Below are 15,747 nucleotides of genomic sequence, written 5' to 3'. Positions count from 1 at the left end.
GAATTGACGGTCCGTCACCAGGGGGACGGGGCGGGCGGCGGGACCACCGGCGGGCGGTCGTCGCAGGTGATCGTGTTGGGCAGCTCCCAGGCGGCCAGCCAGTCGCCGGTGGTGCCGCCGCCCGAGTTGCCGCCGAGGTCGGTGACCGAGAACTCCGAACCGGCCGGGGTGAAGTGGAAGGTGCCGCAGTTGTTGACGCCGACCGCGCCGACGTTGCGGGCCCGGACGTTCCGGAAGCTCGCCGATCCGGCCGTCCGGGCGCTCAGCACCGAGGTGCCGGTGCCGTCCACCAGCACGTCCTCGAACGCCAGCTTGGACAGCTTGTACCGGTCCTTCACGCCCCAGTCGGCGACCGCCATGATCGCGTTGTAGGTGGAGTCGAGGTAGTGGTCGCCGGTGACCCGGACGTCGGCGTCGATGTCCCGGTCCAGCACCTCGAACCAGATCGCGCCGAGGCCGATGTTCCAGTTCAGCTCGTACGTCCCGGCCCGGACCGTGGTGTTGTCGGTGAAGTGCAGGTACCCGGCGAACGGCTCCGCGCCGAACCGGGAGCCGGCGTGCAGGCCGGAGCCCTCCCGGACCGGGTCGGCGACCAGGTTGCCCGAGACGGTGATGTCGGTGCCGCCGTACACCGCGATGCCGTTGGCCAGGGTCGGCGACTGCACCGTGTTGCGGTCCACGACGACCCGGGCGTCCGCGGTCTTCTCCGACCAGAGCGCGATGCCGTCGTCGCCGGTGTTGCGGACGAAGTTGCCGCGGATCACCGAGTCGGTCACGCCGGTGTGGAAGTTGATGCCGTCCGCGATCTGGTCGGCGATCCGGTTGTCCGCGACCGTCAGGTTCTTCATCGGGCCGTCCAGCCAGATGCCGACCTTGGTGTGGTGGATGTACAGGTTCTCGATCGTGGAGTCGCTGAACGCCCCGCCGACGCCGTTCACCTGGTCGGTGTCGATCCGCTCCCGGACGTCGCCCTCGATCGCGAAGCCGGACAGGTGCACGTTCCGGCTGCCGCCCTGCACCGCGTCCTTGCCGTACAGGCCGACGCCGGTGTGCACCGACCCGTCCGGGGCCGGAGTGGAAAGCGCTTTCTCGCTGCCCTTCAGCACGGTGTACCAGCTGCCCGCGCCGACCACCGTCACGTCGTCGACCACCAGGTGCCGGTTGACCTGGAACACGCCCGGCGGCAGGTAGACCGGCACCCGCAGCAGCTTCGCCAGCGCGATCGACCGGTCGATCGCATCCGCCGAGTCCCGCCGCCCCGTCGGGTCCGCGCCCAGCGCCAGCACGTTGACCGCCCGCACCTCCACGTGCGGGGCCGCGACCAGCTCCGAGTCCAGCAGGTCGATCGCCGCCCACGGCACCTGCGACCCGGCCGGCAGGGTCAGCCGCACCTTGTCGCCCGCCCGGTGGGTGCGGCCCAGCAGCAGCCGCTGCTCGTCGTACATGTGGCCCGGCCGGAACGGCTTGGCGATGCTCGGCGCGGGCGTGGTCGCGGCCGGGACGCACCCGCACTCGGTGATCCACCAGTCCGGGTGCAGCAGGTCCGCGGCCGGGTCGTTGGTGAACGGGTACTGGTTGTACAGCCAGGAGAACCGGCTGGTCATCGGGAGCGCCTGCCGGTCCTTCCCGTTGACGGTGACGTCCAGCGGCGCGCTGAGGCCGCCGCCGCCCGCCGCGTCCGGCAGGCTGTACCGGACGGTGATCGCGTCGGCGTCCTTCGGCAGCGTGAACTCCACGTACTGACCGGGCGTCAGCTTCACCGCGCTCCGGCCCGACGCCTCCGCGGCGAGGGTGTACGCGGTGCGGTCGGCGGCGATCACGCTGCCGGTGGTGGCGGCCCGCTCGGCCTCCTGCTCCTGGAAGACCACCGGCGCGCCGCGCCCCGCGGACAGCGCCGGGTCGATCCCGGCCCGGGTCGCCGCCGGGCTCCCGGCGGACGAGGACGCGGCGGCCTGTGCGGTCGGCGCGCCGCACAGCGCCACCCCGAGGCCCAGCACGGAGGCGACCACCACCGACCCGGCCCGGGCCGCCCGGGACGGCACCCGGCGGGCGGGTGCGGCGGCTCCGGCGGGTCTGACGGGGAAGGACGGGGACGGGGGCACGGCGGCAGAAGTCATCGGGGCTCGGCTCTCTGGGGCGTGGCGGAGGTGGGTGGCCCGGACGCTCACGGGCGGCGGCACGACACGGTGAAGGTGAGCCGACAGTAGAAGGCCGCGCAGCGCCCCACAAGAGGCGCTGCGCGGAAATTTCTCGCTGATGTCAGATTTTTGCGGAGCTGGTGTCGTTCATTGCAGCTCGGCCGCTTCGGCGGCTTCGGCCGAACGCCCCGCCGCCCACTCCACGTACCGGCCGGACTCCCGGGTCAGCCCCATCAGGAACCACAGCACCACCGCCGTTTCGTCGCCCCAGCCGAGCACCGGGATGAAGTCCGGCACCGCGTCGATCGGGCTGACGAAGTACACCGCCACCGCGAACGCCAGCAGCAGCAGCTTGCCCGGCCCCACGCCCGGGTAGCGCCCCGTCAGCGCGTCCCGCACCAGGCGCGGCAGCGCCCACAGCCGGGCTGCCAGCCCCGGCGCCCCCGGCCGCCTGGTCTCCCGGTACAGCCCCCACGCCGACCGGCCCACGGCCACCCCGTCCAGCCCCCTGACCCGCGCCGACGCCTTCGACCCCTTCGACCCCTTCGACCCCTTCGACGCCTTGCCCTTGCTGCTCACGCGGCCCTCCCGAAGCCCACCCTGCGACTTCCTCCACGGTACGGGAGCGCGCGGCTCCGGTCGGGTTCCGTGCCGGACCGCGACCCGGTCGTGACGAGACCGGGTCGAAAGCCCTCCGGGGCGGCGGAAAACCCGTTGCACTCCCGGTGATCTCCGTGGGAGGGTTCAGCCGCGCACAGCACGTGCGCACCCGCTCGTACGCACCCGTTCGTACGTGCTCGTACACGCTCGCACCGAAGGAACGAAGTCCATGAACTCGGCGTCCCCCAGCGGCCGCCGGCGGCACTGAACGGCCTGCCCCTTCCCGGCAGTCGTTCGCCACGCCCCACGGCGGCCCCACGACGCGGTGCACCACGCACCGCCGCCCTCCCCTGCCCTGCGCGGGGACGGCCCGACAACGCACGCGCGGCCACCCGATCCGTCCGGAACGGCGGGATCGCGCTCCACCATGTCACCACGTGAGGTCACCACCACCATGGACACCCAGGTCCAGAGCTTTGCCGTCGCCAACCTCCGCCGTCGACCCGTGGTCGTCGAGACCGGGGGCTTCGTGGCGGGATTCGACCCCGACACCACCAGCCCGTACATCAACTACGCGACCCCGCTGCCCGGGACCACCCCGACCGGCGAGGACGTCGCCGCCCTGGTCGCCGCCTTCCGCGAGCGCGGGCTCAAGCCCCGGCTGGAGTTCGCGCCGAACGCGGCACCCGCCGTCGAACCCGCCCTCCGCGCGGCCGGGTTCGGCACCGAGGCGGTCCACGCGTACCTGGTCTGCACCCCGGCCACGCTGGTCGTCCCGGCACCGGCACCCGTGGTGGAGGCCCCCGGATCGGACGAGGACTTCACCGCCGTCGACGCCGCCCTGGCAGAGGCGTTCAGCGGGGAGTTCGCCTCCTCGCCGGAGGGCGCGGCCCGGCTGCGCCGCCTGGAGCGGGACGGCGGGGCGGTCCGCTTCGTCCGGGCCCCCGACGGCGGCTGCGCGGGCGGGGCGTGCTGCTCCGCACCGGCGGTCGGCACCTCGGAACTGGCGGGCGTGGGCACCAGGCCCGCCCACCGCGGCCGGGGCATCGCCGCCGCGGTCACCGCCGAACTCGCCGGGACGATGTTCGCCCGCGGAGCCCGGTCGGTCTGGCTGGAGTACTCGGGCGAGGGCTCCCGCCGCGTCTACGAGCGGGTGGGCTTCCGCCCCGAGGGCACCCGGCTCTACCTCTCGCTGGAGAGCCCGGAGAGCTGAGGCGCCTCTCGGCCCCCGGGCCCGCCGCCGTTGCCCGGCCCGGCGGCCCCGGGAGACCGGCGGCTGCCCCGGGGCTCAGCCCGCCAGCTGCGCCTCGATCGCGGCCACCAGCTCCGCCGACTCCGGCTCGGTGCGCGGACGGAACCGGCCGACCACCTCGCCGTCCGCCGAGACCAGGAACTTCTCGAAGTTCCACTGCACGTCCCCGGCCTCGCCGGTGGCGTCCGCGACCTCGGTCAGCCGCGCGTACAGCGGGTGCCGGCCCGCGCCGTTCACCTCGATCTTCTCGAACAGCGGGAACGACACCCCGTACGTGGTCGAGCAGAACTCCTGGATCTCCTCGGCCGACCCCGGCTCCTGCCCCATGAACTGGTTGCACGGGAACCCGAGCACCGTGAACCCGCGCTCCCCGTACGTCTTCTGCAGGTTCTCCAGCCCCGTGTACTGCGGCGTCAGCCCGCACTTCGAAGCCACGTTCACCAGCAGCAGCACCTTGCCACGGTGCTCCGCCAGCGAGGACGCCCCGCCCGCGAGCGTGCCGATCGGAACCTCGAACAACGAATCCGCCATGCCGGACCCTGCCTTCCCGAAACGATGCCCGACCCCGTGGCCGGAACCCGCACGATCAACAACCAACGCCCCCGAACCTACTCCCACCCGCCCCCGGACGCGGGCGGCCGGGAGGGGGAACGGCGCGGGCGCGCAATTGACACGCCGTCAATCACGAAACAGCCCTGACTACATCCTGCATCCTCCGGGGCCGGTGTGACCGGCCCCACACTGGGCCGACTTCGCCGCAGGGCGGAGCCCCCGACCCGTCGCCCCGCCCCTTCCGGGAGTTGCCCGTGCCCGCTGTCGAGCAGTCCGTAGAGAACCAGGAAGCCCCCGCCGTCCAACGCCTGAAAGCCGGATCGGTCGGCCTGGTCGGCGTGATCTTCATGGCCCTGGCCACCGCCGCGCCGATCACCGCGATGACCGGCAACCTGCCGGTCATCGTCGGTGGCGGCAACGGCGCGCACGCCCCGGCCGGCTTCCTGTTCGTGATGCTGGTGCTGATCGTCTTCACCGTCGGCTACGTGGCGATGGCCCGTCACATCACCACCGCCGGCGCGTTCTACGGCTTCGTCTCGCACGGCCTCGGCCGGGTCGTCGGCATGGCGTCCGGCCTGCTCGCGGTCCTCGCCTACGTGGTGTTCGAAGCCTCGATCGTGGGAATCTTCGCCTACTTCGCGCAGCAGGCGGTCGACGCCCAGTTCGGCCTGGACCTGCCCTGGCAGGTGTACGCGCTGCTGATGCTGGCGATCACCGCCGTCCTGTCGTACTTCGACCTGGAGGTCGCCTCCAAGGTGCTCGGCGTGTTCCTGGTCGGCGAGGTGGTGATGCTCGGCCTGCTCGCGGGCGCGGTGCTGGCGCACGGCGGCGGCCCGCACGGCCTGGAGCTGTCCTCGCTGAACCCGACCGGAGCGTTCGCGGGCGTCAACGCCGGCGTCGGCCTGTTCTTCTGCTTCTGGTCGTGGATCGGCTTCGAGTCGACGGCGATGTACGGCGAGGAGTCCCGCAACCCGAAGCGGATCATCCCCCGGGCCACTCTGCTCGCCGTCGTGGTGCTCGGCGTGCTGTACACCTTCGTGGCCTGGATGGTGCTGGCCGGCAACGGCTCCGAGAAGGCCCTCGGGACGGCCGTCTCCGCCAACCCGCTCGACCTGTTCCTCGACCCGGCCCGGCAGTACCTCGGCAGCTGGGCCGTCACCGCCTTCCAATGGTTGATGGTCACCAGCGCGTTCGCCTGCGGCATGGCCTTCCACCAGTGCGCCTCCCGCTACCTCTACGCGATCGGGCGTGAGGGCTTCCTGCACCCGGCGCTCGGCCGCACCCACCCCCGGCACGGCTCCCCGTACGTCGCCTCCTTCACCCAGACCGGCATCGCGCTGGCCGTGGTCGGCAGCTTCTGGGCGGCCGGGCAGGACCCGTACGTCAGTCTCTACACCCTCACCGCGATCCTCGGCACCCTCGCCCTGCTGGTGGTGCAGACGCTCTGCTCCTTCTCGGTGATCGTGTACTTCCGCCGTCACCACCCCGGCTCCCGGCACTGGTTCCGGACCTTCACCGCGCCGCTGCTGGGCGGGCTCGGCATGCTCGCCGCCATCGCGCTGCTGATGATCAACCTGGACACCGCCGCGGGCGCCGCCTCGAAGATCTTCTTCTTCAAGCTGATCCCGTGGATCGTCGCCGCGGTCTTCCTCGGCGGCATCGCGCTCGCCCTCTACATGCGGGCCAAGCATCCCGCGAAGTACGAGGTGATGGGCCGGCTGGTGGTCGAGAACGCGCAGGAGCGCAGCGACGACGACGAGCCCGTCCCCGCCCAGGCCTGACCCGACCCGCCCCCACCCGCTGCAGAGAAGGGCCTTCCCCCCATGGCACGCACCCCCCACGCCGGACGGTTCAAGCAACTGATGGCCGACCGGGCCGCAGCCGAGCGCCTGCGGATGCCGGTCGTCGAGTACCAGGGCCTGCGCGACGAGGCCCGGGCCGAGCCGGACGGCGTCTCCCGCCGCACCCTGCTCGGCCGGGCCGCCGCGCTCGGCCTCGGCCTGACCGCCGCCTCCGGGGTCGCTCCCCGGGCGCACGCCGCCACCGTCACCAAACCGATCACCGGCAACCCCCGGATCGCGATCATCGGCGCCGGCATCTCCGGCCTGAACGCCGCCCTCACCCTCGCCGACAAGGGCGTCGCCGCGACCGTCTACGAGGCCAACCCGACCCGGATCGGTGGCCGGATGTTCTCCGGCGGCAGCCCCGCCAACCCCGGCCTGTGGAACCAGGGCCAGGTCTCCGAATGGGGCGGCGAACTGGTCGACACCGGCCACCACGCGATCAAGGACCTCTGCCAGCGCTTCGGCCTCGGCCTGACCGACGTCGCCGCCGACCTGCCGCCCGGCGCCGAGGGCGTCTTCCACTTCAACGGGCACTACTACCCGAAGACCCAGGTCGACAACGACTTCAAGCAGATCTGGCAGGCCGTCAAGAACGACGTCCAGGCCGGCGGCTCCGCCCCCACCTGGAACAGCCACAACGCCGCCTCGGTCGCCCTCGACAACCTGTCGATCCGCGACTGGATCAACTCCCGGGTGCCGGGCGGGGTCTCCAGCGACCTCGGCGCGCTGCTCGACTGCGCCTACGCCGTCGAGTACGGCGCCGACACCACCGCGCAGTCCTCGTACGCGATGCTGGTGATGATCTCCTGGCAGTCCAGCCCCGGGAACTTCTCCATCTGGGGCGGTTCCGACGAGCGCTGGCACATCACCGGCGGCAACGACCAGGTCCCGCACGCCATCGCGGACGCCCTGCCGGCCGGCACCGTGAAGCTCGGCCACACCCTGCAGGCCGTGGTCAAGAACGCCGACGGCAGCCAGAACCTCACCTTCGCGCTGGACGGCGGCGGCACGAAGACCGTGGTCGCCGACCACACCGTCCTGGCCGTCCCGCTGCCGATCCTGCAGGGCCGCGTCGACCTGTCGAAGGCCGGCCTCGACCCGATGATGAAGGGCGTCCTCGCCAACATGCGGATGGGCGCCTGCACCAAGCTCAACATGCAGTTCACCAAACGGAGTTCGTGGTCCGGGACCGGCGCGTGGGACGGCGTCTCGAACGGCGAGTGCTTCGCCGACCTGCCGTACCAGCAGGCCTGGGACGTCACCCGCGGCCAGGTCGGCGGCAACGGCATCCTGGTCCAGTACGGCGGCGGCAGCCCCGCCCGCAGCCTCACCCCGCCGACCGCCTTCAGCACCGCGTCCACCGCGTACACCCGCAACCTGGTGGACGACTACCTGAGCCAGATCGACAGCGTCTGGCCCGGCACCAGGGCCGCCTGGAACGGCAAGGCCACACTCTCCGCCTGGCACCTCAACCCGTACTCGTACGGTGCCTACTCGTACTGGCCGGTGGGCTACCTCACCACCTACGCGGGCTACGAGGGGACTGCCCAGGGCACCCTGCACTTCGCGGGCGAGCACACGTCGTACGACTTCCAGGGCTACATGAACGGCGGCGCGGTCGAGGGCGCCCGGGCCGCGGCGGAGGTGCTCTCCGCGCTCGGGGCCTGACCCGCCCCCTGGAGGCCTCGCCGCGCCCGGATGTCCGCCGGACGGTGGACGGTGCCGGGCGCGGCGGCACCGGCGTGGTGCGATGGGCGGGACGGCGGGGGTGCGACGGCGAACGAACGGACGGACGGCGATGACCGGCTACACCGACCTGCGGGCGGTCTTCCTCAACTGCACGCTCAAGCGCTCGCCCGAGCGCAGCCACACCCAGGGCCTGATCGACATCAGCGCGGGCATCCTCCGGCACCAGGGCGTGCAGGTCGAGGAGATCCGCGCCGTCGACCACGACATCGCCACCGGCGTCTGGCCCGACATGACCGAGCACGGCTGGGAGACCGACGAGTGGCCGGTCCTCTACTCGCAGATCATGAACGCCGACATCCTGACCCTGGCCGGCCCGGTCTGGCTGGGGGACAACTCCTCGGTGATGAAGCAGGTGATCGAGCGGCTGTACTCGTGCTCGTCGCTGCTCAACGAGCGCGGCCAGTACGCGTACTACGGGCGGGTCGGCGGCTGCCTGATCACCGGGAACGAGGACGGTGCCAAGCACTGCGCGATGAACGTGCTCTACAGCCTGCAGCACCTCGGCTACGTGATCCCGCCGCAGGCCGACGCGGGCTGGGTCGGTCCGGCCGGGCCGGGGCCGTCGTACCTGGACGAGGGCTCGGGCGGGCCGGAGAACGACTTCACCAACCGGAACACCACCTTCATGACCTGGAACCAGCTGCACTTGGCCCGGATGCTCAAGGACGCCGGCGGCATCCCCGCCCACGGCAACCAGCGCTCCGCGTGGGACGCCGGCTGCCGCTTCGACTTCGAGAACCCCGAGCACCGGTAGCCGGGGCGGCGGGGCGCGCCGGTGGGGAACCGAATTTGTCCTGAGGTCGGAGTGGGGTAGAGTCGTGTTCACCGACGCGGGGTGGAGCAGCTCGGTAGCTCGCTGGGCTCATAACCCAGAGGTCGCAGGTTCAAATCCTGTCCCCGCTACGAAGAGTCCGGCCCGGAGAGTTCAACTCTCCGGGCCGGATTTGTTGTTGGGCCCCTCACGGGGCCCGTCGGATGGTCCGGGACGGTGGTCGATGGGCGGGAACGGGCGGGCGGCGAGTCGGACGGCGGTGCTGGTCTGCCAGGGGCGGGCCGCGGCGGACGGCAGGTTCGCGGTGGGGCGGTTCGCGGACCCGGTGGCGGTCCGGCTGCTGCGGGCGGAGGAGCGCGGGCCGGTGGCCGAGGTCCGGGCCGGGACGCCGCCGGAGGGTCTGCGGGCGCGCGGCGGGTACGAGGGCGTGCGGGCCTGCGCGGAGGTCCTGGTGCCCCGGACGGTGGCCCTCGACGATGCCCTGAGGTCCCGTCCGGCCGGTCAACTCGTGGTTCTGGGGGCCGGGTTGGACAGCAGGGCCTGGCGGCTGGCGGCCCTCGCCGGGACGGACGTGTGGGAGGTCGACCACCCCGCCTCGCAGCAGGACAAGCGGGCCCGGCTGGCCGAGCAGGGCGGTGAACTGCCGGTGGTGGCCAGCTCGGTGCGCTTCGTGCCGGTGGACTTCGCGGTGGACGACCTCGGACGGGCGCTGGCCGCCGCCGGGCACGACGCCGCGGCTCCGACGACCTGGCTGTGGGAGGGCGTGGTCCCCTACCTGACCCGGGACCAGGTGCACGGCACCCTGGCGGCGCTGGCCGCCCGCAGCGCGCCCGGCAGCGCGCTCCTCGCCAACTACCAGGCGCCGTCCGCCCGAGCGAGGGCCGGTCGGTTGCTGGCGGGTCTGCTGGGCGACCCGGCCACGGCGGGCGAGCCGTGGCGGTCCCTGTGGCGGCCGCGGCAGTGGGCCGCCGCGCTCGCCCGGCACGGCTTCCGGGTGGATTCCGACCAGGACCTGCGCGCCCTCGCCGCCGGCCTGGACACCCCGACCACGGCCGCCGCCTCCCTCCGCTCTGGCCGCGTGGCCGTCGCCGCGCGCCCCTGAGTCGGGCGGATGTCGGGGCGGATCTCGGGGCGGATTCGGACGTCGGGTCCGTCGGGCACGGGGGAGGGGTGCCGCTGCGCGGGCCGACGGCGTCGCCGTGCGTCCCGAACCCCGCCGGGGCGACGAGGGCTGTCCGCCGCCCCGGCGGGGAGGGGTCAGACCCGGACTTCGGGTTCGTTCGGGGCGGGGGTCGGGGCCGTGTCCGGGGTGGGGGTGCGGCGGGGGGTGAGGCGGGTGGCGAGGGGTTCGGTCCAGCGGGCGGCGAGGGGGCCGATGACGACGAGGAGGAGGACGTAGGCGGTGGCGAGGGGGCCGAGGGAGGGTTCGATGCCTGCGGTGACGGCCAGGCCGGCGATGACGATGGAGAACTCGCCGCGGGCGACCAGCGCGCCGCCCGCGCGCCAGCGTCCGGGGGTGGCGATGCCGGCCCGGCGGGCGGCCCACCAGCCGGTGGCGATCTTGGTGAGGGCGGTGGTGACGGCCAGCGCGAGGGCGGGCAGCAGGACCGGCGGGATGCTGGCGGGGTTGGTGTTGAGGCCGAAGAACACGAAGAAGACGGCGGCGAACAGGTCGCGCAGCGGGCTGAGCAGGGTGTGCGCGCCCTCCGCGGCCTCGCCGGACAGCGCGATGCCGACCAGGAACGCGCCGACCGCCGCCGAGACCTGGAGCTGCTGGGCGATCCCGGCGACCAGCAGGGTCAGGCCGAGCACCACCAGCAGCAGCTTCTCCGGGTCGTCGTGCGAGACGAAGCGGGAGATCAGCCGGCCGTAGCGGAGCGCGACGAACAGCACGACCCCGGCGGTGCCGAGCGCGACGGCCAGGGTGACGCTGCCGACCAGCAGTCCGGCCCCGGCCAGCAGCGCGGTGAGGATCGGCAGGTAGACGGCCATCGCCAGGTCCTCCAGCACCAGGATGCTGAGGATCACCGGCGTCTCCCGGTTGCCGAGCCGCCCGAGGTCGCCGAGCACCTTGGCGATCACGCCGGAGGAGGAGATCCAGGTGACGCCGGCCAGCACGGTGGCCGCGACCGGCCCCCAGCCCAGCAGCAGCGCCATCGCCGCGCCGGGCAGCGCGTTGAACGCGAAGTCGACGATCCCGGCCGGGTACTGGGTCTTCAGGTTGGTGACCAGGTCGGCGGCGGTGTACTCGAGGCCGAGCATCAGCAGCAGCAGGACCACGCCGATCTCGGCGCCGGTGGCGACGAACTCGCCGCTGGCGCTCAGCGGCAGCAGGCCGCCCTGGCCGAAGGCGAGGCCGCCGAGCAGGTAGAGCGGGATCGGGGAGAAGCCGTAGCGGGAGGCCAGTCGGCCGAGCAGCCCCAGCGTCAGGATGATGGCGCCGAGTTCGATGAAGACGGTGGCGGTGTGCAAGCGTTCACTCCCGTCCGAGGATCAGGGATGCGGCGTCCACGCCCTCGCGGGTGCCGATCAGGATCAGGGTGTCGCCGCCGGCCAGCCGGAAGTCCGGCGCGGGCGACGGGACGGCGCCGGTGCGGCGCAGCACGGCGACGATCGACACGCCGGTGTCGGTGCGCATCCGGGTCTCGCCGAGGGCCCGGCCGTTCCAGTGCGAGGAGCCGGACAGTTCGATCCGCTCGGCGACCAGGCCGAGGCCGGAGGTGTGCAGCACGTTGGGGCTGTGGTGGTCCGGCGTCAGGGCGTCGACCAGCGCGGCGGACTCACTCTCCGTCAGGTGCAGCGAGTGCGCGCAGGCGTCCGGGTCCTCGCGGCGGTAGGTGTTCAGGGTGCGGGTGCCGTCCCGGTGCGCGATCACCGAGACGTGTCGGCGTTCTCGGGTGGTCAGGTCGTACTGCACGCCGATGCCGGGCAGCGGGGTCGATTGCATGCGGGGGACGGGCACGGGGCATCCCTTCGGGGCGCAGGTCGGGGCGGTGTCCCCACCCTTTCAGGACGGACCCGGAATGGTAAAGGTCAAACAAAGGTAAAGAGCCGGACAAGTCGGGTGATGTTCCCCACGTGCGACGGGTGTGCGCCGAAGGGCTGTCGGTCGTCGGCCGCGGCGGGCACAATCGGGCCATGACGATCACCGGGGGAGCGCCGCCGAAGCCCAACTCGCCTGCCCGGCTGGGCTCCGGGCTGCTCACGGGCGGCGTGATCGGGGCCTCGCTGGCCGCCTTCGTCGGCGCCGGGATCGCCGAGAGCTTCCGGCTGCTCTTCCTCGCCCTCGGGCTGTCCCTGGGCTACGCGCTGCTGTTCTTCCTGGCCACCGCGCCGGGCCGGGCCCGCCGCCGGGCCACCGCCCCGCACACGGCGCTGGCGATGATCGAGGAGGCGACGCCCGTCCCGGGCCGCGACGAGCGGGGCACCGCCGTGCCGGTGTGCTTCGTCCTCACCGTCGCCCCGGACGACGCCCCCGCCCGCCGGGTCGAGATCCGGCAGGACGTCCACGTCTCCGCCCTCCCCGAGCACCGGCCGCGCGGCATCGTGGTGGTCGACTACCCGCCGGACCGCCCCTGGCAGGTGCGGATCGTCACCCGCCCCACCCCCGCGTGGGAACGCCGCGCCGCCGAGGCCCGGTTGGACTCGGTGCCCGGCCCGGCGCTGAAGGGCGACGCGGACGAGAGCTCCGCGGCCGGCTGGCTCACCCTGCTCGGGGTGCTGCTCGGCGCGGCCGCCGTGCTGCTGCTCTGCCGGGCCGAACTCTTCGGCCCCGCAAGGGAGCCGGCCCCGGCCACGACGACCACGACGGCCACGACGACCACGACGACCACGACGACCACGACGGTGTCGGCCACCGGGACGGCCACCCTCGGCCCGGACGGATCGATGCTCACCGAAGGCCAACTCCGGCTCACCATAGAGGCGTTGACCAGGGGCGGCAGCGGACGGCGGGCGCTCACCCTGGTCGCGCAGGAACGGACGCTGACCGTGGTGTACGTCCCCGAGGGCGTGCCGGTCGGCGGCTTCGACCTCGACGCGCTGCCCTGCGAGCGCGTCCCCGAGCTGGTCCGGCAGGCCGCCGACGGCCTCGGGGAACTGCGCGGCTGGCAGCTGACCGCCGAGGCCGCCACCGGCCCGCTCACCCTCCGGGTGGTGGCGACCGGCGCCGCCGGGACGGCCGTGCTGACCGCCGACGGCCAGGGCAACATGCTGCAGAAGGTGGGGAGTTGAGCATGGAGATGAGCTGGGAGCGGTTCCTCCAGCTGTGGTGCGGCCTGTGGCTCGCGGTCGCCCTCGGCCGGACCCTGCAGTCGCTGCTCGGCCTGACCGCGGAGCAGCGCGCCGTCCGGTACACCGGCCGGATCGACCGGGTCGGCGAACTCCGGCACGGCGGCTCCGCCGAGGGCGGCATCCCGGTGGTCGTCGGCTACGGGGACGCCCCGCCCGTCACCGTCACCAACGACGGCACCCAGGGCGAGCGCGGCGAGCCGATCACCACGGCCTGGGTCGGCCGCGAGGTCGGCGTCGTCCACCCGCCCCGGCGCCCGCACGCCCACCGCTTCACCACCTCCGCCGAACCGCCCGGCCGGGGCCTCGGGTGGGCCGCCTTCGCGCTCTTCCTCGCCTACGCCGGCGCGGTCGCCCTCGTCGCGGTCGAACGGGCCTGGCCCTGGGCGCTGATCGGCTCCGGCGGCCCGCTCGCGCTCTGGGGCCTGGTCCAACTCCCGGTGATGCTGCGGGAGAAGAGCGAACACCTGCGCCGCCTCGACCGGATGGAGGCCGTCCCCGGCCGGATCACCGCCGTGCTGCGCGACGTCAGCATCGACCAGGACGACGGCCAGGCCGTGACCACCCTCACCCCCGTCCTGGTCTTCACCACCCGCGCCGGACAGGCCGTCACCGCCCACTGCACCACCCACCTCCCCCGCACCGAGGGCGTCCGGGGCCGCGAGGTCACCGTCCACCACGACCCCGCCGACCCCGCCGACTTCACCCTCGACCCGGACGCCGACCGCCGCGCCCGGAGCTCCGACGTCACCGTCCTGGCCATCGCCGTCCTGCTGCTGGCCGGCACGGCGGTGGTGGGCGTCCTGCTGCTCTGACGGCCTGCTCTGACGGCCTGCTCTGACGGCGGCGGCGCCGAAAAGCCTTCGACGGCCCGGCCGTTCACTGCTAGGTTCGCCTGCGCCGGAGCGGTGCCCCACCGACGCGTCACCGAGCGGGTGGGGTCCACGGCTGCCGGGAGCGCGTTCCGTCACGTCCCCACCGGGCCGCCGACCGGGCCGGCCGCGGCCGCCGACGGCCCGGACCGCCGCCCAACTCCGGAGTCCGCCCGTCATGCAGAGCAGCACCGCACCGAGCACCACGGCGCAGAGCACCACGGCGCAGAGCGCCGCACCGAGCGCCACCGCCCGCACCGACCGCCCGCTGAGCCTGCTGGTGCTGGGCGGCACGCGTTTCCTGGGCCGCGCCTTCGTCGAGGCCGCCCTGGCCGAGGGCCACCGGGTGACGCTGTTCAACCGCGGCCTGACCGCGCCCGGGCTGTTCCCCGAGGCGGAGACCGTCCTCGGCGACCGCACCGCGGACCTGTCCGCGCTCGACGGCCGCCACTGGGACGCCGTCGTCGACGTCGCGGGCTACGAGCCCGAGGTGGTCCGCCGCTCGGTGACGGCCCTCGGCGGGCGGGTCGGCCGGTACGTCTTCGTGTCCACCCTGTCGGTCTTCGCCGACCACAGCACCGTGCAGGACGAGGACGGCGAACTGCTCGACCTCGACGCGGACCCGCCGCCCCACCAGCTGTACGGGGCCCGCAAGGCCGCCTGCGAGCGGATCGTGCTGGACGCCTGCGGCGACCGCGCCAGCATCGTGCGCCCCGGCCTGATCGTCGGCCCGCACGACCCGACCGACCGGTTCCCGTACTGGCCGCGCCGCTTCCGGCGCGGCGGCCGGGTGCTGCTCCCCGGCGACCCGGCCGACGCCGCCCAGTTCATCGACGCCCGCGACGTGGCGGCGTGGATGCTCGACTGCATCGGCACGGGCCGCGGCGGCGTGTACAACGTCACCGGCCGGACCCTCCCGTTCGGCGAGTTCTTCGACGCCTGCCGGGCCCTGGTCAACCCCGACGCGGAACCGGTCCGGATCGGCACCGCCGCCCTGCTGGCGGCCGGCGTCGAGCCGTGGATGGGCGTCCCGATGTGGATCGGCGACCCCGCCTGCGTGGCCATCAACCGGATCGACGTCTCCCGCGCCCTGGCCGCCGGCCTGACGCTCCGCCCGCTCGCCGAGACCCTCGCCGACACCCTCGCCTGGGACACCGCCCGCGGCGGCCCGGCCCCCGGCGCGGAGGGGCTCACCGAGGCGGAGGAGCAGCGGCTGCTGCGCGAACTGGCGTGACGCCCCGCTAACCTGGACGGCCATGTGCTACCACGCGTTCAACGGCGCCCTCTCGCACTACGTGTGCGTCGGGTGCCGGCTGTCCTTCAAGGGCGGCACGTTGTCGACCCGGCGGACCTGCCCCGAGTGCCGGGGCGGACTCGCCTTCGCCGGGTACGACTTCGCCGCCCCCCGACGGCGGGACACCCGGGCCTGGTCGGTGGTCGCCGCCGTCCTCGCCGAGGGCCTGACCTACGACCACCGCCCCGGCTGCGGCTGCACGTACCTCCCGTCCTTCCGCCCCCGGACCAGGGCGCAACTGCGGGCCCGGCAGCGGGTGGCGCGGGCGTCCGGCCTGCCGCTGGCGGTGACCCTGGCCCGGCGCGACCCGGCCACGCCGGAACTCCGCGACGAACCGCCGCCGCCCGCCGCCCGCCGCCCCGCGGGCCGGACGTGAGCCGGAAC

The 15,747-nt window shown here is 73.7% G+C and carries 14 protein-coding genes and 1 tRNA gene; 10 read left to right on the top strand and 5 right to left on the bottom strand.

What is annotated here, in order from left to right; genetic code table 11:
• Positions 1–14: 14 nt before the first annotated feature.
• Together ACIQBJ_RS04190 and ACIQBJ_RS04185 are read right to left on the bottom strand one after the other, a co-directional pair.
• Entirely contained in the window at positions 15–2,117 is a 2,103-nt protein-coding gene (locus ACIQBJ_RS04190) for a glycosyl hydrolase family 28-related protein (protein WP_400703093.1), read from the bottom strand.
• 168 nt (positions 2,118–2,285) lie between these two features.
• Complete coding sequence (locus ACIQBJ_RS04185) at positions 2,286–2,717, bottom strand: YkvA family protein (RefSeq protein WP_400703090.1); 432 nt, start codon at positions 2,715–2,717, stop codon at positions 2,286–2,288.
• Between the two features lie 475 nt (positions 2,718–3,192).
• On the opposite strand from ACIQBJ_RS04185, the gene ACIQBJ_RS04180 reads away from it, so the two are divergent.
• A complete protein-coding gene (locus tag ACIQBJ_RS04180; protein ID WP_400703501.1) occupies positions 3,193–3,951 on the top strand; it encodes a GNAT family N-acetyltransferase in 759 nt (252 codons plus the stop codon).
• Between the two features lie 75 nt (positions 3,952–4,026).
• On the opposite strand, the gene ACIQBJ_RS04175 is transcribed toward ACIQBJ_RS04180, so the two are convergent.
• Complete coding sequence (locus ACIQBJ_RS04175) at positions 4,027–4,521, bottom strand: glutathione peroxidase (protein ID WP_400703087.1); 495 nt, start codon at positions 4,519–4,521, stop codon at positions 4,027–4,029.
• Positions 4,522–4,889: 368 nt separating this feature from the next.
• On the opposite strand from ACIQBJ_RS04175, the gene ACIQBJ_RS04170 reads away from it, so the two are divergent.
• The 5 genes from ACIQBJ_RS04170 to ACIQBJ_RS04150 all read left to right on the top strand — a co-directional run bounded on the left by ACIQBJ_RS04170 (position 4,890) and on the right by ACIQBJ_RS04150 (position 10,009).
• Entirely contained in the window at positions 4,890–6,323 is a 1,434-nt protein-coding gene (locus tag ACIQBJ_RS04170) for an APC family permease (protein WP_400703498.1), read from the top strand.
• 42 nt (positions 6,324–6,365) lie between these two features.
• The gene (locus ACIQBJ_RS04165; protein WP_400703085.1) at positions 6,366–8,054 is read left to right on the top strand and encodes a flavin monoamine oxidase family protein; all 1,689 of its coding nucleotides are present in this window, start codon (positions 6,366–6,368) and stop codon (positions 8,052–8,054) included.
• A 130-nt stretch (positions 8,055–8,184) separates the two neighbouring features.
• The gene (locus ACIQBJ_RS04160) at positions 8,185–8,889 is read left to right on the top strand and encodes a flavodoxin family protein (RefSeq protein ID WP_400703082.1); all 705 of its coding nucleotides are present in this window, start codon (positions 8,185–8,187) and stop codon (positions 8,887–8,889) included.
• A gap of 75 nt (positions 8,890–8,964) precedes the next feature.
• A tRNA-Met gene (locus tag ACIQBJ_RS04155) sits at positions 8,965–9,038 on the top strand.
• 92 nt (positions 9,039–9,130) lie between these two features.
• Positions 9,131–10,009, top strand: a complete 879-nt coding sequence (locus ACIQBJ_RS04150) for a class I SAM-dependent methyltransferase (RefSeq protein ID WP_400703079.1) — start codon at positions 9,131–9,133, stop codon at positions 10,007–10,009.
• A gap of 155 nt (positions 10,010–10,164) precedes the next feature.
• Here the strand turns inward: ACIQBJ_RS04150 and ACIQBJ_RS04145 are convergent, their stop codons facing one another.
• Both ACIQBJ_RS04145 and ACIQBJ_RS04140 read right to left on the bottom strand, forming a co-directional pair.
• On the bottom strand, positions 10,165–11,379 hold the full coding sequence (locus tag ACIQBJ_RS04145) for a cation:proton antiporter (protein ID WP_400703076.1): 1,215 nt from the start codon (positions 11,377–11,379) through the stop codon (positions 10,165–10,167).
• 4 nt (positions 11,380–11,383) lie between these two features.
• The gene (locus tag ACIQBJ_RS04140; protein WP_400703073.1) at positions 11,384–11,854 is read right to left on the bottom strand and encodes a cation:proton antiporter regulatory subunit; all 471 of its coding nucleotides are present in this window, start codon (positions 11,852–11,854) and stop codon (positions 11,384–11,386) included.
• 191 nt (positions 11,855–12,045) lie between these two features.
• On the opposite strand from ACIQBJ_RS04140, the gene ACIQBJ_RS04135 reads away from it, so the two are divergent.
• The 4 genes from ACIQBJ_RS04135 to ACIQBJ_RS04120 all read left to right on the top strand — a co-directional run bounded on the left by ACIQBJ_RS04135 (position 12,046) and on the right by ACIQBJ_RS04120 (position 15,739).
• Positions 12,046–13,140, top strand: a complete 1,095-nt coding sequence (locus tag ACIQBJ_RS04135) for a hypothetical protein (RefSeq protein ID WP_400703070.1) — start codon at positions 12,046–12,048, stop codon at positions 13,138–13,140.
• 2 nt (positions 13,141–13,142) lie between these two features.
• Positions 13,143–14,012, top strand: a complete 870-nt coding sequence (locus ACIQBJ_RS04130; RefSeq protein WP_400703495.1) for a DUF3592 domain-containing protein — start codon at positions 13,143–13,145, stop codon at positions 14,010–14,012.
• Between the two features lie 235 nt (positions 14,013–14,247).
• A complete protein-coding gene (locus ACIQBJ_RS04125) occupies positions 14,248–15,303 on the top strand; it encodes an NAD-dependent epimerase/dehydratase family protein (RefSeq protein ID WP_400703067.1) in 1,056 nt (351 codons plus the stop codon).
• Positions 15,304–15,325: 22 nt separating this feature from the next.
• Positions 15,326–15,739 carry a hypothetical protein gene (locus ACIQBJ_RS04120; RefSeq protein WP_400703065.1) on the top strand — a complete coding sequence of 138 codons (414 nt, stop codon included), beginning with the start codon at positions 15,326–15,328 and terminating at the stop codon, positions 15,737–15,739.
• Positions 15,740–15,747: the final 8 nt, after the last annotated feature.

The organism is Kitasatospora sp. NPDC088391, from assembly GCF_044753345.1.
Classification (GTDB): domain Bacteria; phylum Actinomycetota; class Actinomycetes; order Streptomycetales; family Streptomycetaceae; genus Kitasatospora.
This window is presented reverse-complemented; position numbering and strand designations above follow the sequence as displayed.